21 protein-coding genes, 2 tRNA genes and 2 pseudogenes are annotated in these 24121 nt (G+C 68.0%); 7 read left to right on the forward strand and 18 right to left on the reverse strand.

The features are described from left to right. The coding region (locus BDIM_RS18080; RefSeq protein WP_211205987.1) for a TraB/GumN family protein at positions 1–453 on the reverse strand (453 nt) is incomplete at its 3' end. A 145-nt stretch (positions 454–598) separates the two neighbouring features. Here BDIM_RS18080 and BDIM_RS12620 point away from each other — a divergent pair. Beyond that, entirely contained in the window at positions 599–2647 is a 2049-nt protein-coding gene (locus tag BDIM_RS12620) for a TonB-dependent receptor plug domain-containing protein (RefSeq protein WP_003165987.1), read from the forward strand. A gap of 170 nt (positions 2648–2817) precedes the next feature. On the opposite strand, the gene BDIM_RS12625 is transcribed toward BDIM_RS12620, so the two are convergent. Then, positions 2818–4668, reverse strand: a complete 1851-nt coding sequence (locus BDIM_RS12625; protein ID WP_003165988.1) for a peptide MFS transporter — start codon at positions 4666–4668, stop codon at positions 2818–2820. A gap of 331 nt (positions 4669–4999) precedes the next feature. Here BDIM_RS12625 and BDIM_RS12630 point away from each other — a divergent pair, with 331 nt between their 5' ends. Then, entirely contained in the window at positions 5000–6163 is a 1164-nt protein-coding gene (locus tag BDIM_RS12630; protein ID WP_003165990.1) for a GNAT family N-acetyltransferase, read from the forward strand. A 24-nt stretch (positions 6164–6187) separates the two neighbouring features. Here BDIM_RS12630 and mscL read toward each other — a convergent pair whose 3' ends face one another. The 5 genes and pseudogenes from mscL to aroA form a co-directional block, all read right to left on the reverse strand. After that, entirely contained in the window at positions 6188–6595 is a 408-nt protein-coding gene (mscL, locus tag BDIM_RS12635; RefSeq protein ID WP_003165991.1) for a large-conductance mechanosensitive channel protein MscL, read from the reverse strand. Between the two features lie 26 nt (positions 6596–6621). Further along, the gene (locus tag BDIM_RS12640) at positions 6622–6912 is read right to left on the reverse strand and encodes an integration host factor subunit beta (protein WP_003165992.1); all 291 of its coding nucleotides are present in this window, start codon (positions 6910–6912) and stop codon (positions 6622–6624) included. A 261-nt stretch (positions 6913–7173) separates the two neighbouring features. Beyond that, positions 7174–8871, reverse strand: a complete 1698-nt coding sequence (gene rpsA, locus BDIM_RS12645; RefSeq protein ID WP_003165993.1) for a 30S ribosomal protein S1 — start codon at positions 8869–8871, stop codon at positions 7174–7176. A gap of 186 nt (positions 8872–9057) precedes the next feature. Beyond that, positions 9058–9701: pseudogene (gene cmk / locus BDIM_RS12650) on the reverse strand ((d)CMP kinase). After that, on the reverse strand, positions 9698–11038 hold the full coding sequence (gene aroA / locus BDIM_RS12655) for a 3-phosphoshikimate 1-carboxyvinyltransferase (protein WP_050796724.1): 1341 nt from the start codon (positions 11036–11038) through the stop codon (positions 9698–9700). Before aroA ends, cmk begins: the two are co-directional and overlap by 4 nt. A gap of 133 nt (positions 11039–11171) precedes the next feature. Between aroA and BDIM_RS12660 the strand changes: the two genes are divergently transcribed. The 3 genes from BDIM_RS12660 (at position 11172) to BDIM_RS12670 (ending at position 12007) form a co-directional block, all read left to right on the forward strand. Next, on the forward strand, positions 11172–11633 hold the full coding sequence (locus tag BDIM_RS12660; protein WP_003165998.1) for a TIGR02300 family protein: 462 nt from the start codon (positions 11172–11174) through the stop codon (positions 11631–11633). Between the two features lie 131 nt (positions 11634–11764). Continuing rightward, positions 11765–11840: transfer RNA gene (locus BDIM_RS12665), tRNA-Ala, on the forward strand. A 91-nt stretch (positions 11841–11931) separates the two neighbouring features. Then, a tRNA-Ala gene (locus tag BDIM_RS12670) sits at positions 11932–12007 on the forward strand. Positions 12008–12054: 47 nt separating this feature from the next. Here BDIM_RS12670 and BDIM_RS12675 read toward each other — a convergent pair. Together BDIM_RS12675 and trhO are read right to left on the reverse strand one after the other, a co-directional pair. Then, positions 12055–13671: an acyl-CoA dehydrogenase family protein gene (locus BDIM_RS12675; RefSeq protein ID WP_003165999.1), complete on the reverse strand. Its 1617-nt coding sequence runs from the start codon at positions 13669–13671 to the stop codon at positions 12055–12057. Between the two features lie 51 nt (positions 13672–13722). Next, a complete protein-coding gene (gene trhO, locus BDIM_RS12680) occupies positions 13723–14661 on the reverse strand; it encodes an oxygen-dependent tRNA uridine(34) hydroxylase TrhO (RefSeq protein ID WP_003166000.1) in 939 nt (312 codons plus the stop codon). Positions 14662–14849: 188 nt separating this feature from the next. Between trhO and BDIM_RS12685 the strand changes: the two are divergent. Together BDIM_RS12685 and BDIM_RS12690 are read left to right on the forward strand one after the other, a co-directional pair. Beyond that, positions 14850–16540: pseudogene (locus BDIM_RS12685) on the forward strand (MFS transporter). Positions 16541–16693: 153 nt separating this feature from the next. After that, entirely contained in the window at positions 16694–17974 is a 1281-nt protein-coding gene (locus tag BDIM_RS12690; RefSeq protein ID WP_342352799.1) for a D-amino acid dehydrogenase, read from the forward strand. 153 nt (positions 17975–18127) lie between these two features. Here the strand turns inward: BDIM_RS12690 and BDIM_RS12695 are convergent, their stop codons facing one another. The 9 genes from BDIM_RS12695 to BDIM_RS12735 all read right to left on the reverse strand — a co-directional run. Further along, positions 18128–18580: a hypothetical protein gene (locus BDIM_RS12695; protein WP_003166005.1), complete on the reverse strand. Its 453-nt coding sequence runs from the start codon at positions 18578–18580 to the stop codon at positions 18128–18130. Continuing rightward, complete coding sequence (locus tag BDIM_RS12700; RefSeq protein ID WP_003166006.1) at positions 18577–19164, reverse strand: response regulator; 588 nt, start codon at positions 19162–19164, stop codon at positions 18577–18579. The genes BDIM_RS12695 and BDIM_RS12700 overlap by 4 nt, the downstream gene beginning before the upstream one ends. Positions 19165–19167: 3 nt before the next feature. Continuing rightward, entirely contained in the window at positions 19168–19542 is a 375-nt protein-coding gene (locus tag BDIM_RS12705; protein ID WP_003166007.1) for a hypothetical protein, read from the reverse strand. 1 nt (position 19543) lies between these two features. Continuing rightward, positions 19544–20089, reverse strand: a complete 546-nt coding sequence (locus tag BDIM_RS12710; RefSeq protein WP_003166008.1) for a chemotaxis protein CheD — start codon at positions 20087–20089, stop codon at positions 19544–19546. Then, positions 20086–20475 carry a response regulator gene (locus tag BDIM_RS12715; RefSeq protein ID WP_003166009.1) on the reverse strand — a complete coding sequence of 130 codons (390 nt, stop codon included), beginning with the start codon at positions 20473–20475 and terminating at the stop codon, positions 20086–20088. Before BDIM_RS12715 ends, BDIM_RS12710 begins: the two co-directional genes overlap by 4 nt. Before the next feature lie 8 nt (positions 20476–20483). Beyond that, entirely contained in the window at positions 20484–21521 is a 1038-nt protein-coding gene (locus BDIM_RS12720; RefSeq protein WP_003166010.1) for a protein-glutamate methylesterase/protein-glutamine glutaminase, read from the reverse strand. Then, positions 21518–22384 (reverse strand): CheR family methyltransferase, encoded by an 867-nt coding sequence (locus BDIM_RS12725; RefSeq protein WP_003166011.1) that lies wholly within the window; start codon positions 22382–22384, stop codon positions 21518–21520. The genes BDIM_RS12720 and BDIM_RS12725 overlap by 4 nt, the downstream gene beginning before the upstream one ends. Continuing rightward, on the reverse strand, positions 22381–22842 hold the full coding sequence (locus BDIM_RS12730) for a chemotaxis protein CheW (RefSeq protein WP_369822400.1): 462 nt from the start codon (positions 22840–22842) through the stop codon (positions 22381–22383). The genes BDIM_RS12725 and BDIM_RS12730 overlap by 4 nt, the downstream gene beginning before the upstream one ends. 28 nt (positions 22843–22870) lie before the next feature. Further along, on the reverse strand, positions 22871–24121 hold a 1251-nt coding region (locus BDIM_RS12735; RefSeq protein ID WP_081461905.1), incomplete at its 5' end, for a chemotaxis protein CheA.

The following is a 24121-nucleotide window of genomic DNA, read 5'->3' on the forward strand; positions in this document are numbered from 1 at the left end:
ACTGTACCGCCGCCACTGGTCGGTCTTTTCGTCCGCCATCAGGGCCTCCAGCCGCGCCTGATCCTCGGGCGTCAGATAGTCGGCCGTCGTCGCGCCTTCCGGCAGCCAGCCGATGGTGCGGATGCGCCACATCAGGCGCAGGACGTCGGCGGGCGAGGCTCGGCCGCGCTGTGGGAACAGGATGCGGTCGGAACGGGCGGCGGCCTCCTCCAGCGCCTGGGCGCGCCATTCGAAGTCGCGCGGCGCCTCCTCGATGGCGCCGACCAGGATCATCACCCCCTCGCCGTCGCGCCGCACCGTCCACATCGGCGCGCCTGCCCGACGCGCCGTGACGACCACCTCGTCCACGCGGGTCGCCGCCTCGGCCTGCTCCTGGGCGGCGAAGGCCGAGGACGGAGCCGCCGCAGCAAGGATGAGAGCGGCCAGGGCGACGGAAAGAAGAGGAGCTTTCATGCCTTCATCCTAAGGGCTGAAAATTCCATCGCACGTGACTATTCCGTAATAGTGTCAGCGATTTAATCCACCTGTCGGGCTTGTAACTGGAGATCGAACCGCCACGCCGCCAAACCTCTGCCGGACACCGAGGGAGAGGGACGTCATGAACACCAAGAGCGCCTTGCTGGCGACCACCGCCCTATTGCTGGCCGCCGCGCCGACCATCGCGCTCGCCGCCGATGCGCCCGCCGCGCCCGTGCGCCAGTCGGCCGTGCCCGGCGATCAGGCGGTGCTGATCTTCACCCCCGACTTCTTCGCCGACGCCCGCCCGAACACGGCGCTGGACATGGTCAACCGGGTGCCCGGCTTCTCGGTCAACGACGGCGACGGCGCGCGCGGCTTTGAAGGCGCGGTCGGCAACGTCCTGATCAACGGCTCGCGCCCCGCATCGAAGAACGACACCGGCTCCAACGTCCTGGGCCGCACCGTGGCCAGCCAGGTCGAGCGCATCGAGTTGATCCGCGGCGGGGCGCCGGGCATCGAGATGCAGGGCTATTCCGTCGTCGCCAACATCATCCTGAAGAACACGACCAGCCGCGAACACATCGCCACCTTCAACGCCAGCCTGTTCGAGGGCGGCCAGGATCTGTACGGCGGCTCCTATCAGTTCACCGAGCGCAAGGGCGACCGCACCTGGGGCGTGACGCTGAGCGACGGCATCTCCAGCAGCGACTCCAACGGCGCCGGGCCGTTGCGCCGGGTCGGCCCGAACGGAGAGCTTCTGCGCGCCGAGGATTACTACAACGACGGCTACGGCGGCGGGAACTCGATCCGCGGCAACTTCTCAAGCCCCCTGCTGGGCGGCAAGGTCGACCTGACGGCGCGCTACGGGATCAACGACTGGCACAACATCAACCGCCAGACGGCGCCGGGCGTCCGCCGCGAAGCCCTGTTCGACGAGGACACCAAGAGCGGCGAGGTCGGCGTGGTCTACACCCGCCCCCTGTCCGAGCGACTGAAGCTGGAGACGCGCTTCATTCACGAGTTCGAGGAGTTCGACAACGTCGCCACGTCGCGCAACCGCGAAGCCGACATCGAGGAGCCGATCCAGCGTTTCGCCGCGACCGGCGATTCATCCGAAACCATCCTGCGCGGCCTGCTGCGCTTCGAGCGGTCCGCCGCCCTGGAGTTCGAAGGCGGGGGCGAGATCGCCTACAACATGCTGGAGGTCGAGCAGGCCTATTCGGTCGGCGGAACGCCCATTCCCCTGCCCTCGGCCTCGGTCAAGGTCGAGGAGACGCGCGGCGAGCTGTTCGGCAAGGCCACCTGGCGCATCAATCCCAAATGGACGCTGGAAGGCGGGCTGAGACTGGAATCCTCGACCATCAGCCAGTCGGGCGACGCCGAGCAGGAGAAGAGCTTCGTCTACGCCAAGCCGCGCCTGCTGACGACCTGGACGCCGATGGCGAACACCCAGGTCCGCCTGCGGATCGAGCGCACGGTCGGCCAGTTGGACTTCGGCGACTTCGCCGCCTCGGCCGAGCTCCAGAACGAAAGCGTCTTCGGCGGCAACGTCGATCTGCAGCCGGAACAGCGCTGGGTCAGCGAACTGACCTTCGAGAAACGCTTCTGGGGCGAAGGCATCGTCAGCGTCGGCCTGCGCCATGACGAGATCACCGACGCCATCGACGTCATCCCTCTGGACGGCGGTTATGCGGCCGTGGGCAACATCGGCGACGGCACGCTGGACCAGCTGGTGCTGAACGTCACCGTCCCGACCGACAAGCTGGGCCTGTCCGGAGGCAAGTTCGGCTTCAAGAACACCTGGAACCATACTGAGGTCACCGACCCCACCACCGGCGAGACTCGCCCCATCTCGGGCATACGCGCCAGCCAGGCGACCATCTCCTTCCAGCAGGACGTCACCCGTTTGAAGCTGCAGTGGGGCGGCGCCTGGATTCCGCTGCTGGGCCAGAAGAACTATCGGCCGGACCAGATCTCCGGCTGGCGCGGCCACGACTATTACGAGCTTTGGGCTGAATACAAGCCGACGCCGACCCTGGCGATCCGCGGCCAGATCAACATCTGGGATGACTTCAACGTCGAGCGCACCGAGTTCGGGGACCGCATCGCCCGACCGATCGCCTTCGTCGAGAACCGCTTCGTCGACCCGCGGACCTTCTACCAGATCCGCCTGCGCAAGACCTTCTGAGCCATAAGAAGAGAACCCTCCGGTCGTCGTCTCGTCCCCCCAACGCGAGCCAGCGCCAGGCGGGCGATCCCGGACCAACTGAAAAGGGCGGCGCCTCCTACGAGACGCCGCCCTTTCCTTGTGTGTCAGCCGGCCCGACGCGAACGCCGGACCAGCCGCGCCGAGTGCGCTTACTGCGCCGCCTTCTCGTGCGACCAGCCCTTGATGAAGAAGCTGAGGACGATGAAGCCGACGCCAATGCCCATGCCCCACAGGCCCAGCATCTCGAACACCTCGAGCGAGGTGCGCAGCGCCGCGCCGGGGTCCAGCACCTGACCGCCCACGGTTTCGGTGCCGGCCAGGCCGGCGATCCAGCCGCCGACGTACTGGGCGATGGACGAGGCCAGGAACCACACGGCCATCATGAAGCTGACCACCTTGGCCAGCGACAGCTTGGTGATCTCCGACAGGCCTACCGGCGACAGGAACAGCTCGCCCAGGGTGTGGAACATGTAGAGCAGGCCCAGCAGCAGAATCGGCATCTGGAAGGCCGAGTCGGCCATGCCCGCGCCCCACACCACGATCATGAAGCCCAGGCCGACCTGCAGCAGGCCGAGGCCAAACTTCAGCGTCGGGTTCGGGTCCAGGTTGCGCTTGCCCAGGAAGGCCCACAGGGCCGCCATGATCGGCGCGAAGATCAGGATGAAGCCGGCGTTGAACGACTGGGTCTGTGCCGCCGTCACCGTGGCGTCGATCCAGAAGCCCGACGGAGTGATGCCCGCCGCAGCCAGTTGCGACGGCGTGCCGATGGTGACGCCCAGGAACTGCACCGCCGTCGGCGTCAGGCTGAGGTCGACGTTCCGGTCAGCAAACAGGTTCAGCGACGTGCCCGCCTGTTCGAACAGGGTGAAGAAGACCACCGAGCCGATGATCAGCACCACCGCCAGCATCATGCGCTCGCGCTGGATGCGGTTCTCGCAGACCTTGATGATGATGTAGGCGATGAAGGCCAGCGACGCGAGGGTCGCGGCGCCCAGCACCCAGCCCACCAGGGCGTTGCGCTGAACCATGAACCACACCACGCCGACGCCCAGGATGCTGAGCAGATAGATCGACCATTCGCGGTTCAGCGGCCCCAGGAAAGGCTTCTTGAGATTGCCCTCGGCCGGCGGCTCGCCCTTGCCCTGCAGCAGCGGCTTGCCCAAGACGAAGACGACCCAGCCCAGCGCCATGCCGACGCCGGCCAAGCCGAAGCCCGCCCACCAGCCGACCGTCTGACCCAGGTAGCCGCACAGCACCGCGGCCCAGAAGGCCCCCAGGTTGATGCCGTAATAATAGAGGGTGAAGCCCGAATCCCGGCGCGGATCGCCCTCGGGATACAACTGCCCCACGATGGTGGAGATGTTCGGCTTCAGATAGCCCACGCCCATGATGATCAGAGCCACGGCCAGGTAGAAGACGTTGATGCCCGCCATGTCACGGGTGACGTCGATCTTGTATTCGCCGGTCGGCAGCACAGCCGGAATCGGCGCGCCTTGCGGCAGATCCTTGATCGCCAGGCCGTTCTCGACCGGGGCGAAGGCGTACTTCTGACCGTCGATCACGATGCCCACGTCGCGCGCGGCGCCCCGGCCCTCGGCCGAAATCTCATAGGCAGCGCCCTGATAGGTCAGGGTTTCGGTGGCCGGGCGGCCCTCGAAGGCCATCATGGCGTGACCGGCGACCAGCAGCAGGGCGCCGAAGGCCACGGCCTTGCGCGTGCCGATGAAGCGGTCGGCCATCATGCCGCCCAGCAGCGGCAACAGATACACCAGCGAGGTGTAGGAGCCGTAGGTCGAACCCGCCAAGGCGTCGTCGAACAGGAAGTGCTGCGTCAGGAAGAAGATCAGGATGCCGCGCATCCCGTAGTAGGAGAAACGCTCCCACATCTCCGCGAAGAACAGGATGATCAGCCCGCGCGGGTGGTTCTTCAGGATCTGCATCAGCACGGGCACGCCCGTGACCAGGGTGATGATCAGACCGATCGCGATGACGATATTCATGCCTGGGCCCCCGCGCAGATCATGATCGACATCGTTTCATTCATAGCCATCGCCTGGGCTGCGCCCCCTCGAGTGCCGGGCCGGCGCGCCGATCGCGCGCCCCCTCCGTCCGTCGTTCTCAACGGCAAGCTCCATCTCTTGCGCCCCCGACGGGCGCGGAAGCGTGCAGAAACAGCACGGTCACGGATTGCAAACAAGCGTTAACGGCGAAATCCGGCCTACATGACGTCGCAGCCGAGGCGTTTCTTCGCCCTATGCGTGTCATTAGCCGAATTGACACTCTTTTACGGCCAGGTAGGCGTCTTGTGTTCCGCCTTTGGAGACGCGCAGGATGTCCATCCGCCCGGTTCGCCACTCGGACCTACACGCCGTGAACGCCCTGTACCACAGCGTATGGTGGCCTCAGCGCTCAGCCGAGGGATGGGCCTGGCTATGGTCAAACCCTGCGGCTGCGGGCCGAAACGCGCCCCAGGGTTGGGTCATCGACAACGGCGACGGCCCGGTCGCCTGCGCCGGCAATTTCATCCAACGCTTCTGGCAGGGCGACGAAGCCCTGTACGGAGCGACCGGCTACTCCATCGTCGTGCCGCCCACGCACAAGGGCCGCAGCCGCGACCTGGTTCACGCGTTCGTGCAGCAGACCGGCTGCTTCGCCAAATACACGTTTAACGCGAACGCACGCTCAAGTCCTCTGTACAAGCGTCACGGCATGACGCCCTGGCCGCCGCCGACGCACGACATCAAGCTGTCCTGGCTGGTTGATCCTCTGGCCTGCCTTTACGGGCGCGGCCTGCGTCGCGTCGTCGATCATGCTCCCCAGGTGGCGCGTCTGCTAGGCGAGCAGTTGGCGCCCCTCCCTCGCCTGCTCAGCGGACGACTGCAGCGCGCCCAGTCTCGCCTGCCCGCCACGGTCGACCTGCTCGACGACCTGGGCGACAATTCGGATTACGCTCGGTTCTGGGACGCCTTGCGACGCGAAGGGCGACTGGTCGCCGACCGCAGCCCCGCGATGATGCGCTGGCGCCTGTCTGACCCGGATCTGACGGTGCCTCCGCTGGTCCTGGCGCATCGCGCGGATGGGCGGATCGACGGCTTCGCCCTGGCCATGCTGAACAAGCAGACGCCGCTAGAGCCGCCGATTCTGGAGATCATCGACCTGGTCGGTCTCGAGAGCGAACCGTCGGCCGTACAGACCCTGGTAGAAGGATTACGCATCCTGGCTCCGACGCTGGGCGCGGCCAAGGTGCGTCTGCAAACGGTCTCGCCTAACTTGCTTCAGGCCCTAGGTCCGCTCGTCGACAAGGCCCGCCAGGAAGGCGGCTGGGGCCACTGTCATGTCGCCTTCGATACAGGGATGCAGGACGCAGGCTGGCGGCCCACCCCCTATGACGGCGACTATTCCTTCTGTTTGCGGCCGCTGCCCGCGCGGGCCAGCGCCGCTCTGCGGCTGACGCCGGCGCCCGCGCGCCGCTCAGCAGTGGAAGCGAGGGCCTGACAAGGCCCTCGCAGCGACGCTCCCTTAGGGACGCGCCTTCAGCTCATCGCGGATTTCGGCCAGCAGGGCTTCGGTCGGCGTCGGGCCGGCTGCAGGCTCGGCCGGCTGCTCGCGGCGCATCTTGTTGATGGCCTTGACCGCCAGGAAGACCACGAAGGCCACGATCAGGAACTGGATCAGGGTGTTGATGAAGGCGCCGTACTGAATGGCCACCTTTTCGACCGCCTCGGTCGCCGGATTCTCCGGCACCAGCACCCATTCCATCTTGGAGAAGTCGACCTTGCCCAGAAGCAGGCCGATCGGCGGCATCACCACCTGATCGACCAGGCTGGTGACGATCTTGCCGAACGAAGCGCCGATGATGACGCCGACCGCCAAGTCGACGACGTTGCCGCGCGCGGCGAATTCCCGAAACTCGGTCAGCAGGCTCATGGGATCTTCAGTCTTTCAATTAGAGGTCAGGCGTCGCCGGAAGCGTTGAGACGCTCGCGCAGTTCCTTGCCGCTCTTGAAAAAGGGCACGGCCTTGGCCGGGACTTCGACCGTCTCGCCGGTGCGGGGATTGCGCCCCGTCCGCGCCGGGCGGCTACGCACCGAGAAGGCGCCGAAACCGCGAAGCTCGACCCGTCCGCCGTCCGACAGAGTCTCTGTCATACGGCCCAGGATCACGTTCACGACCCGCTCCACCTCAGCATGGGTGAGATGCAGGTTCTCAGCCGCCAGTTTCTCGATCAGTTCAGACTTGATCATTCAGGCCCCCGCCTTGGCTTCACCGTCCGGGACGACACCCTAACCGTCTGTCGCCACAGGAAGAAAGAGACAAAACGTATCGTCGTGAAGGTTTCTTGCTTTCGAGGCGGACAGGTTTCGCCGCGCAAGGGGCTCTCGCAGGGAGAAAAAGCCGACAGACGCTGCGATCGATTCCCAGAAGATCGCGCCGATGCGACGCGCAAAAGAAAAGGGCGGCCGGATCGCTCCGGCCGCCCCTGGCTTCCCGTCAGACGGAGAAACCTATTCCTTCGACGCGTTCTTGAGCGCGGCGCCCAGGATGTCGCCCAGCGAAGCGCCCGAGTCCGACGACCCGAACTGTTCGATGGCTTCCTGTTCGTCCTTCATCTCGAGAGCCTTGATCGAGACCGAGACGCGGCGCGTGGCCTTGTCGACGGCGGTGATCATGGCGTCGACGCGGTCGCCCACGGCGAAGCGCTCGGTGCGCTGCTCGTTGCGGTCGCGCGACAGGTCCGACTTGCGGACGAAGGCCGTGACCGGCGCGTCGTCTTCACCGAACTTCACCTCGATGCCGCCGGTCTCGATCGCCGTCACGGTGACGGTGATCTGCTGGCCGCGCTTGTAGGTGTCGCCTTCCATCGGGTCGCCGCCGAGCTGCTTGACGCCCAGGGAGACGCGCTCCTTCTCGATGTCGACGTCCAGAACCTTGGCCTTGATGACCTCGCCCTTGCGGTAGCGCTGGATGGCTTCTTCGCCCGACACGTTCCAGTCCAGGTCCGACAGGTGGACCATGCCGTCGATGTCGTTGTCCAGGCCGACGAACAGGCCGAACTCGGTGGCGTTCTTGACTTCGCCTTCGACGGTCGAACCGACCGGGTGAGCCTCCAGGAAGGCCTCCCACGGGTTGTTCTGAGCCTGCTTCAGGCCCAGCGAGATACGACGCTTGGCGCTGTCGACGTCCAGGACGATGACGTCCACTTCCTGCGAGGTGGAGACGATCTTGCCCGGGTGGACGTTCTTCTTGGTCCAGGACATTTCCGAGACGTGGACCAGGCCTTCAACGCCGGCTTCCAGCTCAACAAAGGCGCCGTAGTCGGTGATGTTGGTGACGCGGCCGGTGTACTTGGCGTTGACCGGGTATTTGGCTTCGACGCCGTCCCACGGATCCGACTGCAGCTGCTTCATGCCCAGCGAGATGCGCTGGGTGTCCGGGTTGATCTTGACGATCTGGACCTTGACGGTGTCGCCGACGGCCAGGACTTGCGACGGGTGCGACACGCGCTTCCACGACATGTCCGTGACGTGCAGCAGGCCGTCGATGCCGCCCAGGTCGACGAACGCGCCGTAGTCGGTGATGTTCTTGACGACGCCTTCGCGGATTTCGCCTTCTTGCAGCTGGCCGACCAGCTCCGTGCGCTGTTCAGCGCGGGCTTCTTCCAGGATGGCGCGACGCGAGACGACGATGTTGCCGCGCGGACGGTCCATCTTCAGGATGGCGAAGGGCTGTTCCTTGCCCATCAGCGGGCCGACGTCGCGCACCGGGCGGATGTCGACTTGCGAGCCCGGCAGGAAGGCCGAGGCGCCGCCCAGGTCGACGGTGAAGCCGCCCTTGACGCGGCCGACGATGGCGCCGTTGACCGGGTGGCCTTCGGCGAACACGGCTTCCAGACGGGTCCAGGCTTCTTCGCGGCGAGCCTTGTCGCGGCTGATGACGGCCTCGCCCAGGGCGTTCTCGACGCGCTCCAGGTAGACTTCGACGTTGTCGCCGACCTTGGGCAGGACGGCGCCTTCGCCCTGGCCGAACTCGCGCATGGCGATGCGGCCTTCGGTCTTCAGACCGACGTCGATGATGACGATGTCTTTTTCAATGCCGACGACGCGGCCGTGAACGACCTGGCCTTCGCCGAGGTCGCGGCCTTGCAGCTGTTCGTCGAGCAGGGCGGCGAAATCGTCGCGGGTGGGGTTGAGGGTTTCAGTCATGGAAACTCTTGGGGTTGATGAAAGGCGAAACGCACACGGCCGAGCGGACATGCGCGAATGGGTAAAAACAAAGAGGAAGTCAGGTCGTCACGAAACGAGGCCGGGCGCGCAGCAATGCGCACGAAGAGAAAGCCAGAACGCCCGCGGCCGTCGAGGAGATCGGAGCGTTGGATTCGCCCGGCGGGATCAGATCCCGGCCCTGGCTCGCGCCGCCTCGACGATACGGCGGGCCGCATCGAAGGCGGCCTCTATACCCAGATCGGTCGTATCCAGCAAGACGGCGTCGTCCGCCTGGACCATGGGGGCGTCGTCGCGACCGGCGTCGCGGGCGTCGCGGCGGCGGATATCCTCCAGCATGTCCTCAAAGGCGATGACCTCGCCGCGCGCGGTCAGCTGCTTCCAGCGGCGCTCGGCGCGCACCTCGGGGCTGGCGGCGATATAGAGCTTGGCCGGAGCGTCCGGCGCGATCACCGTGCCGATGTCGCGCCCGTCCAGCACCGCCCCGCCCGCTTGGGCGGCGAAGTCCTGCTGCAGCTTCAGCAGGGCCGCGCGCACCCCCGGATGGCTGGCGACCCGGCTGGCCGCCTCGCCCGCCCGCGATCGGTCAGGCGCGGATTGTCGTTCAGGCTCGCCAGGTCCAGCGCCCGCGCGGCCTGCGCCGCCGCCTCGGCGTCGCCCAGATCCCCGCCCGCATCCAGCACCGCCAGTCCCACGGCGCGATACAGCAGGCCCGTGTCCAGATACGGCAGGCCGTAGTGGGCGGCCAGGCGCGCGGCGATGGTGCCCTTGCCCGATGCGGCGGGGCCGTCGACGGCGATGACGAGACTCATGCTGCATCTCCCGCGACGATGTTCCCGCCCAGCCCGTTCATCATCTCCACGAAGCCGGGGAAGCTGGTGGCGATCATCTCGGGGTCGCGGACCGAGACGGGCTGTTCGGCGGCCAGGCCCAGCACCAGATGGCTCATGGCGATGCGGTGGTCATGGGCGGTGTCGACGGTCGCGCCGCCCTTCACCGGGCCGGCCCCGACGGCGCCGGTGACGATGAAGCCCTCCGGCTCCTCTTCCACCCGAACGCCGCAGGCCGACAGACCTGCGACCATCAGGGCGATGCGGTCGCTTTCCTTGACGCGCATCTCGCCGACGCCGCGCATGACGGTGCGCCCCTCGGCGAAGGCGGCGGTGGCGGCCAGGATCGGATATTCATCGATCATGGAGGCCGCGCGGTCTTCGGGAACCACGATCCCCGTCAACGCCGAATGACGGGCGGTGACGTCGCCGACCTCTTCACCGCCGGCCATGCGCCGGTTCGTAATGGTCAGGTCCGCGCCCATGTCCAGCCAGGTCTGGAACAGGCCGGTGCGCAGCGGGTTCAGCATCACCCCCTCGACCGTCACTTCCGACCCCGGAACCACCAGGGCCGCCGCCAGAGGGAAGGCCGCCGAGGACGGATCGCCCGGCACGGCGACGTGGGTTCCCTTCAGCCTCTGTCCGCCCGGCAGACGGATGCGCCAGCCGGCGCCTTCTTCCGTCACCTCAAGCTCGGCGCCGAAGGCGCGCAACATCCGCTCGGTGTGGTCCCGGCTCTTCTCCGGCTCGACCACGACGGTCTCGCCCGTGGCGTTCAGCCCGGCCAGCAGGATGGCCGACTTGATCTGGGCCGAGGCGACGTTCTGCACGAAGGTCACGCCCTTCAGTCCGCCCCCGTGCAGGGTCAGCGGCACCCGGTCCTCGGCCGCGTTCCAGTCGAAACGCGCGCCCATCTCGGCCAGCGGCCCGGTGACGCGCTTCATCGGCCGCTTGCGCAGGGAGGCGTCGCCGTCGAAGGTCGCCGTCAGCGCATAGCCCGCGACCGCCCCCATCAGCAGGCGCACCCCGGTTCCGGCGTTGCCGCAGTCGATGACGCCGTCAGGCGAACGCAGCGGCCCGCGCCCCTCGACCCGCCAGCGCCCCTCGCCGATCCGCTCGACCGACGCGCCCAGCGCCTGCATGGCGCGGCCGGTGGCCAGGATGTCGTCGCCTTCCAGCAGCCCCTCGATCTCGGTCACGCCCTCGGCCATGCCGCCGAAGATCAGAGCCCGATGCGACATCGACTTGTCGCCCGGCGCGCGGACCACGCCTCTCAGCCCCGAAACGCGGGACGCGGTGAAGGTCTGGGGAGTGCTCACCCTGGTGCAGGCTCCGAATGTCAGGAGGGCCGCGCAGGCGCGGAAAAGAAGGCTTTTGACAGCGGCCCCCGCCGGTGGCAAGGGAGCCGCCCTATTTCCGATTTTCCCTTAAACCCGCCGAAGGTCTAATCACGTGGCCAATCCCGAACTGGGCCAAAAGCAGGTCTGCCCGAACTGCCAGGCCAAATTCTACGATCTGAACCGTCGCCCGGCTCGCTGCCCCAAGTGCGACACCGAGTTCGATCCGATGGAAGAAGCCGTCCGCAGCCGCCGCGTGCGTCGCGGCGCCGGCTACGCCGCTGACGAAGAATCCGAAGATCAAGTCGCCGACAAGTCGGTCGACGGCGACGATGACGAAGAGGACGCCGAAGGCTCCACCCCCGAAATCGACCAGGAAGGCCATGAGCCGATCCTGACTCCGGACGACGACGACGGCGAGCCCGGCGGCGACGACGCCGGCATGGGTTCGTCCGACGGCGACGATGACGACGACGTCCTGGACGACGACGATGATGATTCCGTGCCCTTCATCGAAGACGAAGACGACGATGACCTCGACGAAGAGCTGGCCAAGCCGTCGCGCGACGACGACTAAGCAGCAAGGTTCGGAAAAATAAGCGGAAAAAAATGTGTCAGACCCGCTTGATCTTCAAAACGGCCTGACCTAGTTTCCGCGCCTCGCCGGGGGGCGACATTCTCTCCCCGGCGGGACCGACCGAAAGGTTCGGGGCTATAGCTCAGTTGGTAGAGCGCTTGAATGGCATTCAAGAGGTCAGCGGTTCGACTCCGCTTAGCTCCACCATCGAAGGCCTCGCGGAACGCCGCGGGGCCTTCGTCCTTTCCAGGCGCTTTCGCTTGATCCGGTCGACGACATAACCAAGCCGAAACGGCCTGGGGCTATAGCTCAGTTGGTAGAGCGCTTGAATGGCATTCAAGAGGTCAGCGGTTCGACTCCGCTTAGCTCCACCACCGAAGGCCTCGCGGAGCCCCCGCGGGGCCTTCGTCCTATCTGGGCTTCACACCGGCATGGCCCGCTCCAGCACCGCCCGGTGATCCGCCTCGACCTCATAGGCCCCGTAGGCCATGCCGCGCGGACGCAGACGAAGGGCGATGAAGGCCTCGGCCGAGGGACTGTTCATCTCCAGCAGGGCCGCCGCCTGGGCCGCCAGCGCCAGTCGCTCGACCGCCAGCCGCGCCCCCGCCTCGCTCGCCGTCACCTCCAATCCGGCGATGAAGCGGTCATAGTCGGGGGACTTCCCGGCCTGCGACGCCAGCCAGTCGCGCAGCGCCTCGACGGCCTCCGGCTCGCGCCCCGCCGCGCGCAGCACGTCCAGGGCGATGACGTTGCCCGAGCCTTCCCAGATGGCGTTCAGCGGCGACTGGCGGAACAGGCGCGGCATCGGCCCCGTCTCGACGTATCCCGCGCCGCCCAGCGCCTCCATCGCTTCATAGACCAGGTTCGGCGCGCGCTTGCAGACCCAGTATTTGGCCACCGGCGTCAACAGACGCCCCACGGCGTCGTCGGCGTCGAAGGTGGCCGCCAGCCGCATGGACAGGGCCGTCGCCGCCTCGCTCTCCACCGCCAGATCGGTCAGGACGGCGGCCATCATCGGCTGGTCGATCAGCCGCTTCTGGAAGGCCGTTCGGTGCGCCGCGTGCCACGCCGCCTGCGCCAGCGCCCCGCGCATCTGCAGCGCCGAGCCGACCACGCAGTCCAGCCGCGTGTGCTGGACCATGCGGATGATGGTGGCGACGCCCCGTCCCTCTTCGCCCAGCCTCTGAGCCAGAGCGCCGTGATACTCGACCTCGGACGAAGCGTTGGAACGGTCGCCCATCTTGTCCTTCAGCCGCATGACGCGGAAGCCCGCATTGCGCGTCCCGTCCGGCAGCCAGCGCGGCAGGATGAAACAGGTCAGCCCGCCCGGCGCATAGGCCAACGTCAGAAAGGCGTCGCACATCGGCGCCGAACAGAACCACTTGTGCCCGGTCAGGGAATACCAGCCGTCCTCGCCGATCGGCTCGGCGCGGGTGGTGTTAGCGCGCACGTCCGAGCCGCCCTGCTTCTCGGTCATGGCCATGCCGATCGTCACGCCCGCCTTCTCGCTCGCCGGACGCACCGCAGGGTCATAACGGCCGGACAGCACGCCCCCGATCCACGGCTCGCCCACGGCCGGATCGGCCTGAAGCGCCGCGACCGAGGCGTAGGTCATGGTCATGGGGCAACTGGTCCCCGAATCCGCCTGCCCCGTCAGGAACAGGATCGCGGCATGCAGCAGATGCCCGTTCGGCGTCCCGTCCCAGGCGCCGGCGGCGATGCCTGCGCCCAGCCCCAGGTCCATCAGCTGATGATAGGCCGGGTGAAAGGTCACCTCGTCGATGCGGCGGCCGTAGCGGTCGTGAGTGTCCAGCACCGGCGGGACGCGATTGGCCTGCACGCCCCAGTCGATCACCTCGGCCGAGCCGCAGCGGCGGCCCAGATCGCTCAGCCGCTCGACATGCCCCGCCCCGCCCCAATGGCGCACGGCGTCGTGCAGCGCCCTGTCCCCGGTGAACAGGTCGACGTCCTCCAGCGGCGGAACCTGATTGGACACCTCATGGGTGTCGAGACGCTCGACGGGACGCAAGGCGGACATGGGCGGGCCTCCTGACAAGGCCAGGAGGATGGCATGGGCAGAGAGAGACTTCTAACCCTTCTGCGCCGCCCCCACGTGCGCCACGCCCCTGGCGCGGGCGATCTCCATCTGCTTCTGCCGCTCGGCGTAGCCTTCGCGCTGGACCTGATCCCGGCTGTCCCAGCAGCGGTCGCAGGACACGCCCTCGACATAGCGCGCAGAGCGACGCCCCTCAGGGCTGACCGGCATGCGGCAGGCTCGGCACAGGCTGTGGTCGCCCTCGACCAGGCCGTGCCCCACGGCCACTCGCTCGTCGAAGACGAAGCACTCGCCGCGCCACAGGCTTTCCGGCTCCGGCACGGTCTCCAGATATTTCAGGATGCCGCCTTCCAGGTGATGCACGTCGCGCACCCCTTCGGCCTTCAGGAAGGCGGTGGCCTTTTCACAGCGGATGCCGCCGGTGCAGTACATCGCCACCTTGGGCGGCGTCGGACGGTCCAGCAGGGCGCGCCCCTCGGTGCGGAACCAGTCGGCGAACTCGCGGAAGGTGCGGGTGTTGGGCTGGACCGCGCCTTCGAAGGCGCCGATCTCGCCCTCATAGTCGTTGCGCGTGTCGATGAGAACGGTGTCGGGATCGGCGATCAGGGCGTTCCAGTCCTGAGGCGAAACATAGGCGCCCACGCCCTCGACCGGGTCGATGTCGGGCTGGCCCATGGTGACGATCTCGGCCTTCACCCGCACCTTCATACGGTGGAAGGGCATGGCCTGGGCCGTCGAATACTTCAGCTCCAGCCGCTGGAACCCCGGCAGGGCGCGCACGCCGTCGATAACGCGAGCGATGTCGGCTTCCGGCCCGGCGATGGTGCCGTTGATCCCCTCGTGCGCCACCAGAAGCGTGCCGCGCACCTGCGTCCCGCACAGGTCCAGCAGGTGCAGGCGCAGCGCCGCCGGATCGGCCACGGGCGCGAAACGATACAGGGCGGCTACGGTGAAGGGGGTCGAGGGCGACATCGGGGGAACGGCTGGGACGGTCACGACCTTCCTATAGCGTCCCGCCGCCGCCCTCGCGACGCCAATAATCCGGAACCCAGAGTGACCGCTTCCCGGCTTGCTTCCCCCGTCGAAGCCGTGTGGACTGCCCGCATGGTCGTCGTCGGTTCCCGCTTGCTCCGTATCGTCCATGCGAGGAGCCGCCCCGCATGAGTTCGACCGACGCCGCCGCCGCTTCTGGGCCGCCGTCCGTCCCGCCGGAGCGCCCCTCGGCCCTGGCGCCGCTGCGGCATCCGATCTTCCGGGCTGTGTGGATCACCAGCCTGGTCACCAATTTCGGCGGCCTGATCCAGTCGGTCGGCGCGGCGTGGATGATGACCTCCATCGCCTCAGCGCAGATGGTCGCCCTGGTGCAGGCGTCGATCACCCTGCCGATCATGCTGCTGTCGTTGGCGGCCGGGGCGCTGGCCGACACGGTGGACCGGCGCAAGATCATGCTGGCGGCCCAGACCTTCATGCTGCTGGTCTCGGCGGGGCTGGCCGCCATGACCTGGATGGGATGGATCACGCCGTGGGTGCTGCTGACCTTCACCTTCCTGATCGGCTGCGGCACGGCCTTCAACGGCCCGGCGTGGCAGGCGTCGGTCGGCGACATGGTCCCGCGTGAGGATCTGGCCGGGGCCGTGACCCTGAACTCCATGGGCTTCAACATGGCCCGCAGCGTCGGCCCGGCGCTGGGCGGCATGATCGTGGCGGCGGCGGGCGCGGCGGCGGCCTTCGCCGTCAACGCCGTCAGCTATCTGGGCCTGCTAGTCGTGCTGTTCCGCTGGAAGCCCGAGCGGCCCAAGCAGACCCTGCCGCGCGAGGGCCTGCTGGCGGCCATGGCGGGCGGGGTGCGTTACGCCTTCCTGTCGCCGCGCGTGACGGCCGTGCTGCTGCGCGCCGTGGTGTTCGGCGTCGGCGCCAGCGCGGTCCAGGCCCTGATGCCCGTCGTCGCGGCGAAGGCGGCGGCGGCCCCCTGGCGTTCGGTCTGCTGCTGGGATCGTTCGGCATCGGCGCGGTCGGCGGGGCGCTGTTCGTCGGGCGGCTGCGCGCGAAATACGAGACCGAGACCATCGTCCGCGTCGCCGCCCTGGCCTTCGCGGCGGCGGCCCTGGGCCTGGCCTACATCCCCTGGCTGGCCGTCACCCTGCCGGCGCTGATGCTGGCCGGGGCGGGCTGGGTGCTGGTGCTGTCCAGCTTCAACGTCACGGTCCAGATGTCGGTGCCGCGCTGGGTCGTGGCGCGGGCGCTGGCGCTTTATCAGATGGCGGCCTTCGGCGGCATGGCGGGCGGCAGCTGGCTGTGGGGCAGCCTGGCCCAGACCTATGGCGTCGACGTCGCCCTGGGCGTTTCGGCGGGGGTGCTGGTTCTGTGCGTGCTGATCGGCCTGAAAGTGCCCCTGCCCTCGACCGCCAACCTCAACATGGACCTGCTGCGCCGCTGGACCGAACCGCAGACCGCCCTGGCGATCGAACCGCGCAGCGGGCCGGTCATCGTCTCCATCGCCTATCGCATCCGCGAGGAGGACATCGACGCCTTCCTGGCCCTGATGGACGAACGGCGCCGCATCCGCCGCCGCGACGGCGCGCGCCAGTGGCGCCTGATGCGCGACCTGGCCGAACCGCAGATCTGGGTCGAGAAATACCAGACGCCGACCTGGCTGGACTACATCCGGCACAACCAGCGGATCACCCACGCGGACGCCGCCGTCAACGAAGGCATCCGCGCCCTGCATCAGGGGCCGGACAAGCCCGAGGTGCATCGCCTGATCGAGCGGACCACCGCCCCCCTGGCCGCCAATCTGCACGGCGACCGCCACTACGGCGAGCCGCTGACCGACCCGACCCGATCCTCCTAGATCAAGCTTGTCGCGCCTGCCCGATATAGCGAGCAAATAATCAACCGTGATCGGCCGAACACAGGCAGTCCTTATCAACACCGCCGATATTGCGACGCACACAAACTGCGACTTGCGTGAAGGGCGCAAAATCTGTTCTAGGGGGCCACGCGTCTGGTTCGCGCAAGGTCAAGACCCATGAAGATCGCAATTCTCGGCGCCGGCGTCATCGGCGTGACCACCGCCCACTACCTGGCCCGCCAGGGTCATGAGGTGACCGTCATCGACCGCCAGACCGGCCCGGCGCTGGAGACCAGCTTCGCCAATGCGGGCGAGATCTCGCCCGGTTATTCCTCGCCCTGGGCCGCGCCCGGCATTCCGGCCAAGGCGGTCAAGTGGCTGTTCATGCGCCACGCCCCTCTGATCCTGCACCCCCAGATCAACGCCCCGACCGTGCGCTGGCTGCTGGCCCTGCTGCGCAACTGCACCTCCAGCCGCTATGCCCTGAACAAGGCGCGCATGGTGCGCCTGGCCGACTACAGCCAGGTGGTGCAGACCGAGCTGAACGACGAGCTGGGCCTTGAATACGATCACCGCACCCAGGGCACGCTGCAGCTGTTCCGCACGCAAAAGCAGCTGGACGGCATCTACAAGGACACCGAAGTCCTGCGCGAAGGCGGCGTCCCGTTCGAAGTGCTGGACCAAGACGGCTGCATCCGCGCGGAGCCGGGCCTGAAGGCCACGCGCGACCTGTTCGTCGGCGGCCTGCGCCTGCCGCGCGACGAGACCGGCGACTGCTTCAAATTCACCAACGCCCTGGCCGATCATGCGACGGCCGCTCAGGGCGTGACCTTCCAGTACGGCACGACCATCCAGGGCCTGATCGCCGAGGGCGGCCGCATCACCGGGGTCAAGACCGACAAGGGCGTGGTCACGGCCGACGCCTATGTGCTGGCGCTGGGCTCCTACTCGCCGCAGATGGTCAAGCCGCTGGGCATGACCCTGCCGGTCTATCCGGTGAAGGGCTATTCGATCACGGCCCCGATCATCGACGAGCCCGCCGCCCCCGTCTCGACCATCATGGACGAGAGCTACAAGGTGGCGATCACCCGCCTGGGCGACCGCATCCGCGTCGGCGGCATGGCCGAGATCTCGGGCTACAACAACGTCCTGCCGGAACAGCGCCGCAACACGCTGGAGCACTCGGTCGGCTCGCTGTTCCCCGGCGCGGGCGACCTGAAGGCGGCCAGCTACTGGTCCGGCCTGCGCCCGATGACGCCGGACGGCACCCCGGTCATCGGCAAGACCAAGCTGGACAATCTGTTCCTGAACACCGGCCACGGCACCCTGGGCTGGACCATGGCCTGCGGCTCGGCCCGCGTCATCGCCGACCTGATCAGCGGCCAGACCCCCGACATCGAAACCGCCGACCTGGGCATCGCCCGCTACGGTTGACCGGACCCTTCTCCCCTTACGGGAGAAGGTGGCCCGTCAGGGCCGGATGACGGGTCTCTCCGAAACCGGATGCAAGGATTGCGAGGCGAACGTCCCGCAACCCCTCATCCGTCTCGCTTCGCGAGCCACTTTCTCCCACAAGGGGAGAAGGAATTAGGCGCGCGCCTTCACCGCCACGGCCTTCAGTCCCGCCAACAGATGATCGGTAGCCGCATTGCGTTCACAACCGGCCTTGAGGATCAGCCGCAAAGCCTGAACGTGCACCTGAACCGGCGGCCAGTCCCAGACGCCGGCCGTCGCCATGCGATCCGACACGTCGGCCAGACTGTAGCCGGCGTCGAACAGCGGGCCGGTGTCGAAGAAACCCGCCAGATCCAGAATGCGCGACGCCAGCCGATAGACCTCGGCGGCCGACGCCTCCGACCGTGCGGCGCACAGCCCTTCCAGCCCCGCGACGGCGGCTTCGATCTCGGCCATGACCTCGGCCTTGTGGCGGCCCAGGCGCTCATTGGCGCGGCGTTCAACATCCGCCAGGGCGCGACCGCCCGGCTGGGCCATCTGCTGCGCCAGAGACGTCCTGATCTTCTGCGTCCGAACCTCGCTCACAGCGACACCCTCTGCGGCTTCAACAGCATGTCGATGTCGGCCTGATCCATGTTTTCCTCAACGGCGTGGCCGACGTGGGCCGACAGGTCGCCCTTGCGTCGCCCGGCCATGCCGACCGGCGGCCCGAAGTTGCGCACCCGGCGATCGGGGCCGACGTAGGTCTCGCACTCGACGAACTCGCGCTCGTCGCCCGCCAGCCACAGGATGCGCTTCAGCAGCACCGCAGGCGTCAGGGGCTTGGCGACCACAAAGCTGACGCCGCAGTCGCGCCCTTCCTGAACCTTGGCCTGCGAGGCGTGGCCCGTCACCAGGATGACGGGGGTGTAGCGCAGGGGCGCTGGCGTCTCGCGCCGCAGCCAGCGGGTGAAGGCGTAGCCGTCCATCTCCGGGTCGCCGCAGTCGATGACGATCAGATCGACCGGGCGCTGTTGCAGGATCTTCACCGCCTCGACGGCCGAGGGGCATTTGATCTGCTCCTTGACGCCGAAGCCCTGGAAGATCGAGCCCAGCATGTCGAGCGCCTGCGGCGCGTCGTCCACCAGCAGGACCGTCGATTGCTCCAGATTAATGCGGTCCTCGGCCATGGGTCAGAACAGGTGCAGCACGCCCGCCGTCGCGACGGGCTCGGTGTCGTCAGCGTCCGCGATCGGGGCCGCGCCGGGCCGGGCGCGGTGCGCCGTCTCCTGCATCCGCTCGGCCATCTCGGCCAGGGGCAGGGCGGCCAGGGCGGTGTCCATCGGCTGATCGTCGGCCACGGCCTGGGCCAGGCCCGACAGGGCCTCGATGCGCTGGGACAGGACATCGAAACTCTGGCTGCGCGTCAGATAGCCCAGCCGCGCCTCGGCCGGCAGTTGGCGCAGGACTTCGGACACCAGGCCGCCCGCCGCCTCGATCTCGGCGCGGATGTCCGCCAGCTCCGCAGCCATGGCGGCCAACAGATCGCGGTTGTCGTTCTCGCCCATGTCAGAAGAGCTCCAGATCGCCGGTCGCGACGGACGGCGGCGGCGGCGTCGCGGGCGGCAGGATCGCGCCGTCCGTCACCACGCGCTGACGCGCCCGACCGCTGACCGGCCAATAGTGAATGCGGCGCCCGCCCGCGCCTCTCAGACTACGGCTGACGACGGGGATGCCCTCGTCGGCCAGGAATTTCTCGGCGAAGTCGGCGTTGGCGGCGCCCACGTCGCTGAGGCTGTCGAACATGCGGCCGCCGCCGAACAGCTTGGCCTCCAGCCGATCGCGACGCCCGCCCGCCTTCAGCACGTCGTTGATCAGCACTTCCATCAGATAGGCGCCGTAGCGGCGGCTGGCGTCCGTTCCCGAACCCGCCCCTTCGGGCAGCAGAAAGTGGTTCATGCCCCCCACCCCGGCCGCCGGATCACGCAGGCACAGGGCCACGCAGCTGCCCAGGACGGTCGTCAGCACGACGTCGGGATCGGACGACACGCAGTGATCGCCCTGCCCCACGTGCACGCGCCGCTCCACCGGCTCCTGAGCGGCCGCGCCGATCACGTCAGCGTGCCGAAGACCGCTTCCAGCTTCTCTTTCAGCTGGGCGGTGGTGAAGGGTTTGACCAGGTAGTTGTTCACGCCGAACTGCACGGCGCGCTGGACCAGTTCGCGGTCGGCCCGGCCGGTCAGCATGATGAAGGCCGTCTTGGAGATCGGCGGGTGCGCCCGGATGGCCCGCAGCAGGCTGAGCCCGTCCAGGTTCGGCATGTTGAAGTCCGAGATCACCAGATGGACCGGCTGGACCAGCAGGGAGCGCAGGGCCGCCTCGCCGTCGGGCGCCTCCTCGATGTCGCGCACCCCGATCTGTTGCAGACTGGCGCGGACTAAGGAGCGCATCGTCAGCTGATCGTCGACGACAAGGGTGCGAATGGCGGAAGCGGCGGGCATGAACGTCCTTACGCAACAGACTGGGGCGCGCCCGAACGGGCGGCGCAGGATTCGAGAATGGCCGAAGCCATGCGGGACAACGGCAGCTGACGCTCGACGGCGCCCAGCTCAAAGGCGGCGCGGGGCATGCCGTAGACGACGCAGGACGCCTCGTCCTGGCCCAGGGTGCGGGCGCCGGCCTGACGCATGGCCAGCAGGCCCTTGGCCCCGTCCTTGCCCATGCCGGTCAGGATGACGCCCGTCATCGGCCGGCCCAGCTGGGCGACCGAGCCGAACAGCACGTCGACCGAGGGGCGGTGGCCGTTGACCGGATCGGCGGCGACCAGGCGGCAACGCCCGCCCGACACGGCCAGATGGGCCTCGCCGCCCGGCGCGATGTAGACATGGCCCGGCTTCAGCGGCGCGCCGTCCTCGGCCTCGCTGACCGTAGCGGCCGAGACCTTGTTCAGGCGGGCGGCGAAGCTCTTGGTGAAGCTGGCGGGCATGTGCTGGGTGACGACCGTCGCCGGGCAGTCCGCCGGGAAGGCCGACAGAATGGTCAGCAAGGCCTCGACCCCGCCGGTGGACGAGCCGATGGCCAGCACATGATTGGGGTCCGCGTGATAGACGCCCTCGTGTCCCCGAACCGCGCGATCCTCCAGCGGACGAACACGCGACCGCGCGGCGACCTTCACCTTCTCGGCCAGGTCGGCGAAGGCTTCGGCGGCGGGCACGCCGGGCGCTGGCTTGGCCACGGCGTCGACGGCGCCGACCTCCAGCGCAGCCAGGGTCACGTCGGTCCCCGCCTGGGTCAGGGTCGAGACCATGACCACCGGCATGGGCCGCAGCCGCATGATCTTCTCGAGGAACTCCAGCCCGTTCATGTTGGGCATCTCGACGTCCAGGGTGATGACGTCGGGGTTCAGCTCCTTGATCTTCGTGCGCGCCTCCAGGGGATCGGCGGCCGTGCCGACCACGTTGATCTCCGGATCGCGGCGCAGGACGGCGCTGATCAGGCTGCGCATGGTGGCGCTGTCGTCCACCACCAGGACCGAGACCGCGCTCATGCCCCCGCGCCCTTGACGTAGGTGGTCAGTCCGGCCGGCTGCAGCTGTTGCGCCGCCGGGCCCGTCACCCGCTCGGAATGGCCGATATAGAGGACGCCGCCGGGGTTCAGGATCGGCGTGAACCGGCCCCAGACCCGCTCCTGGGTCGCGTCGTCGAAATAGATGACCACGTTGCGGCAGAAGATGACGTCGAAGCGGCCGCGCATCGGCCAGTCGCCGATCAGGTTCAGCTCCTTGAACGCCACCAGACGGCGCAGCGTCGCATCGGCGCTGAACCGGCCCGGCGCGCCCGCGACCGGCGTGAAATGCTTGCGCGACGCGGCCGGGACCGGGGCCAGAAGATCGTCGGAATAGACGCCCGCCGCGCCCTCGGCGACCATGTTGGGGTCGATGTCGGTGGCCAGGATGCGCACGTCCAGTTCCGCCGCTTCCGGCAGGACGTCCAGCACCGTCATCGCCATCGAATAGGGCTCCTGCCCGTTCGAACAGGCGGCGGACCACAGGCGCACGCGCCCGCCCGCGCGCGCCTTGGCGGCCAGTTCCGGCATCACCTTGTCGCGCAGGTGATCGAAGTGGTGCGGCTCGCGGTAGAAGCGGGTGACGTTGGTGGTCAGGGCCGCCATCATCGCCTGGCGCTCGTCCACGCCCTCCACGCCGTCGATCAGGGCGCAGTAGTCGCGGAAGCTGCGCAGCCCCAGCACGCGCAGCCGCTTGGCCAGACGCGAATAGACCAGCGCCGCCTTGCCTTCGCTGAGGGCGATGCCTGCGTGAGCGTGCAGGGTCTGGGCGATGTGACGGAAATCCTCGGCCGTGAAGACGAACTCGCCTTCGACCAGGGCTTCGCGCCCGGCGACGGTCGTCATGCGGCTTCGGCCTCGCCTTCCGGCAGGACGTTGTTGAGGTCGATCAGGCTGATCATGCGGCCGCCCTCGACGGCGAAGATGCCCTTCACGAAGGACTTCACCTGTTCGCTGGCCACGTCCGGCGTCGGCTGGATGGCCGCGTCCGACAGCTGCACGATGTCCGACACCGCATCGACCAGCAGGCCGACCAGGCGCGAACCGACATGGGCCACCATGATGACGTGCCGCTCGGTCGGCTCGTTCGTGACCAGGCCGAAGCGCGCGCCCAGGTCGATGATCGGCAGCACCACGCCGCGCAGGTTGATGACGCCCTTCATATAGGCGGGCGAGCGCGGCAGGGGCGTGGCGGGGGTCCAGCCGCGGATCTCGCGCACGCTCATGATGTCGACGCAGAATTCCTGCTCGCCGATGCGGAAGGCGATCAGTTCGCGGTCGGTCCCTGCGACGTTGGGGGTCAGGGTCTGGTGTTCAGTCGGGGTCATGGTCTCAGCTCGCCATTTGCAGGTCGGAACGCGACGGGGTTCGGGAACGCTTGGCGGTCACAAGGGCGTCGATGTCGAGGATCAGGGCCACGCGGCCGTCGCCCAGAATGGTGGCGGCGGCTACGCCCTCGACGTGGCGGTAATGGGTTTCCAGGCTCTTGATGACGACCTGGCGCTGGCCGTGGATGGCGTCGACCAGCAGGGCCGCGCGCTGGCGGCTTTCGGTCTCGACGATCATCACCACCCCGCCCTTCAGCTCGGTCGGGGCGTCGCGGAAGCCCATGACCAGACCGACGTCCACCAGCGGCACGAAGGCCTCGCGGAAGCGCAGCACGGGATCGACGCCGCCGACGTAGTGGATGTCGCCCTCGTTGGGGGTCAAGCTCTCGACGATGGCGGCGAGCGGCGCGACCAGGGTCTGATCGGCGGCGCCGACCACCATGCCGTCCAGCACCGCCAGCGTCAGCGGCAGGCTGAGGGTGAAGGTCGAGCCCTTGCCCGGATTGGAGGTGATGGAGATGCGCCCGCCCAGCGACTGGATCGAGCGGCGCACCACGTCCATGCCGACGCCCCGGCCCGACAGGTCCGACACCTCGGTCGCGGTCGAGAAGCCCGGCAGGAAGATCAGGTTGTCGATCTCGTCGTCCGACAGCACCGCATCCTCGGCGATCAGGCCGCGCTCGACGGCGATGCCCTTCACGCGCGGGCGGTTGATGCCCTTGCCGTCGTCCGAGATCTCGATGACGATCCGGCCCGAGCGGTGCAGGGCCGCCAGACGCACCGTCCCCTCTTCCGGCTTGCCCGCCGCCAGACGGTCCGCCGGGCTTTCCAGCCCGTGGTCGATGGCGTTGCGCAGCATGTGGGTGATCGGCTCGGCCAGACGTTCGACCACGGTCTTGTCGACCTCGGTGTCCTCGCCGGACGTGACCAGCTTCACCTTCTTGCCCGTGGCCTCGGCCGCCTCGCGCACCAGGCGCGGCATCCGCTGGAACACCGACTTCACCGGCTGGGCGCGGATGGCCATGACGCTGTCCTGAATCTCGCGCGTCAGCAGTTCGAGGTCTTCCAGACCCAGCCCGATGTCGGACGAACGGGCCAGGCCGCTTTCGGTCACGCGCTGGGCCAGCATGGCTTGCTGGATGACCAGTTCTCCGACCGCATTGATCAGGCGGTCCACCCGCTCCAGATCGACGCGGATGGTCACGGGCGCCGCAGCGGCGGGGGCCGTCGCCTGCACAGGCGCCGGAGCAGCCGG

Origin of the sequence: Brevundimonas diminuta ATCC 11568 (assembly GCF_000204035.1) — a bacterium.
GTDB classification, from domain to species: Bacteria; Pseudomonadota; Alphaproteobacteria; order Caulobacterales; family Caulobacteraceae; genus Brevundimonas; species Brevundimonas diminuta.

Excerpts from the sequence above, each read along its gene's own strand:
- BDIM_RS12725 (WP_003166011.1), bottom strand. The coding sequence starts at position 22,384 with ATGACGACCGTCGCCGGGCGCGAAGCCCTGGTCGAAGGCGAGTTCGTC.
- BDIM_RS12720 (WP_003166010.1), bottom strand. The coding sequence starts at position 21,521 with ATGAGCGCGGTCTCGGTCCTGGTGGTGGACGACAGCGCCACCATGCGC.
- BDIM_RS12675 (WP_003165999.1), bottom strand. The coding sequence starts at position 13,671 with ATGTCCGCCTTGCGTCCCGTCGAGCGTCTCGACACCCATGAGGTGTCC.
- rpsA (WP_003165993.1), bottom strand. The coding sequence starts at position 8,871 with ATGACTGAAACCCTCAACCCCACCCGCGACGATTTCGCCGCCCTGCTC.
- trhO (WP_003166000.1), bottom strand. The coding sequence starts at position 14,661 with ATGTCGCCCTCGACCCCCTTCACCGTAGCCGCCCTGTATCGTTTCGCG.
- BDIM_RS12715 (WP_003166009.1), bottom strand. The coding sequence starts at position 20,475 with ATGCCCGCCGCTTCCGCCATTCGCACCCTTGTCGTCGACGATCAGCTG.
- BDIM_RS12700 (WP_003166006.1), bottom strand. The coding sequence starts at position 19,164 with ATGGCCGAGGACCGCATTAATCTGGAGCAATCGACGGTCCTGCTGGTG.
- mscL (WP_003165991.1), bottom strand. The coding sequence starts at position 6,595 with ATGAGCCTGCTGACCGAGTTTCGGGAATTCGCCGCGCGCGGCAACGTC.
- BDIM_RS12705 (WP_003166007.1), bottom strand. The coding sequence starts at position 19,542 with ATGGGCGAGAACGACAACCGCGATCTGTTGGCCGCCATGGCTGCGGAG.
- BDIM_RS12630 (WP_003165990.1), top strand. The coding sequence starts at position 5,000 with ATGTCCATCCGCCCGGTTCGCCACTCGGACCTACACGCCGTGAACGCC.
- BDIM_RS12620 (WP_003165987.1), top strand. The coding sequence starts at position 599 with ATGAACACCAAGAGCGCCTTGCTGGCGACCACCGCCCTATTGCTGGCC.
- BDIM_RS12625 (WP_003165988.1), bottom strand. The coding sequence starts at position 4,668 with ATGAATATCGTCATCGCGATCGGTCTGATCATCACCCTGGTCACGGGC.
- BDIM_RS12640 (WP_003165992.1), bottom strand. The coding sequence starts at position 6,912 with ATGATCAAGTCTGAACTGATCGAGAAACTGGCGGCTGAGAACCTGCAT.